Annotated in this window: 1 protein-coding gene; it reads left to right on the plus strand. The window is 53.7% G+C overall.

Going from position 1 to position 1,313, the window contains the following annotated elements; translation table 11 throughout:
* Positions 1-53 precede the first annotated feature (53 nt).
* Positions 54-1,276 (plus strand): IS3 family transposase gene (locus ACIQYF_RS23750; RefSeq protein WP_402866740.1). Its coding sequence is split into 2 segments (ribosomal slippage): positions 54-405 and positions 405-1,276, totalling 1,224 coding nucleotides; the frame shifts between segments, so codons are not numbered across the junction.
* The last annotated feature ends 37 nt before the right edge of the window (positions 1,277-1,313 follow it).

Raw genomic sequence — 1,313 nt, forward strand, 5'->3', positions numbered from 1 at the left:
TGTCCCGTCCTGAATAGGGTTTACACCTTCTGACCTATCTTCAGGAGGACTCAATGGATTCGGGAAAAAGGCGCAGTCAGCGTGATTACACGCTGGCTTTTAAAATATCGGTCGTAGACCAAGTCGAAAAAGGCGAGTTGAGTTATAAAGAGGCTCAACGGCGCTACGGCATTCAGGGCCGGTCCACGGTACTGGTTTGGTTACGCAAACATGGTCGGCAGGACTGGAGCCAGGGCGCATCAATTCGAGTGCCGAGGAGCAGGTCCATGACCGAGCAAACCCTCCCGCTGACACCCGAACAGCGGATCAAAGAGCTTGAAGAACAACTGGCGCTGAGCAATCAGAAGGCTCAGTTTTTTGAAGCTGTCGTGAACGTTTTGAAAAACGACTACGGTGTTTCTGTCATAAAAAAGCGACCCGGCAAGTCCTCTCGCAAAGGCAAATCCAAAGCCTGAGTATCACCAGGGCTTGCCTGTTCATGGGCATTTCGCGCCAAGCCTATTACAAACGCAACCGAGCTTTTGACGCCAAGACCTGCCAGGACCAGAAGATAATGGACTTCGTTCTGGAAAAGCGGCGGCGCCAGCCAAGACTCGGTACGCGCAAGCTGCATTACTTGATGGGCTCCGAGGCCCCGGCATCGCTGTGCGTGGGCAGAGACCGCTTGTTCGCCGTCCTGAGAGAGGCGCGAGCGCTCGTTCCGCGCAAGCGGGCTTACCATAAGACGACTCATAGCCATCATCGTTTTCGCCGCCATCCCAACTTGCTCAAAGCGGGCCCGGAGCAAGTCGTCGCCAGTGGGCCTGAGCAGATCTGGGTTGCGGACATAACCTATCTGCCAACGCAGAAAAGTGTGGCCTACGTAAGCCTCATAACCGATGCCTACTCACGCAAGATCGTTGGTCATCATGTGCATGAGAGTCTGCATACAGAGTCAGTGATCAAGGCGTTGCACAAAGCTGTTGGTGAGCGTCAAACCACGCAAGCACTGATCCATCACTCAGATCGCGGAGCACAGTACTGCTCCGATCTGTATCAACGACTGCATGCCAGGCATGGAATCAGGTGCTCAATGACCGATGGCTATGACTGCTATCAGAACGCCTTGGCAGAACGGGTCAACGGCATCTTGAAAACAGAGTTTCTGCTGCATCGTCCCAAGGACTTGGCCGAAGCGGTGAAAATGGTTGATGAGTCGGTGCTGATCTACAACGCGGAGCGGCCACATCTGGCATTGAAATACAAAACGCCCGATGCGGTGCATCGGGCGTTTTGAGACTGAAATGGGTGTAAACCTATTTCAGGACTAGACA

Source organism: Pseudomonas sp. NPDC096917 (genome assembly GCF_044762555.1).
Taxonomy (GTDB): domain Bacteria; phylum Pseudomonadota; class Gammaproteobacteria; order Pseudomonadales; family Pseudomonadaceae; genus Aquipseudomonas.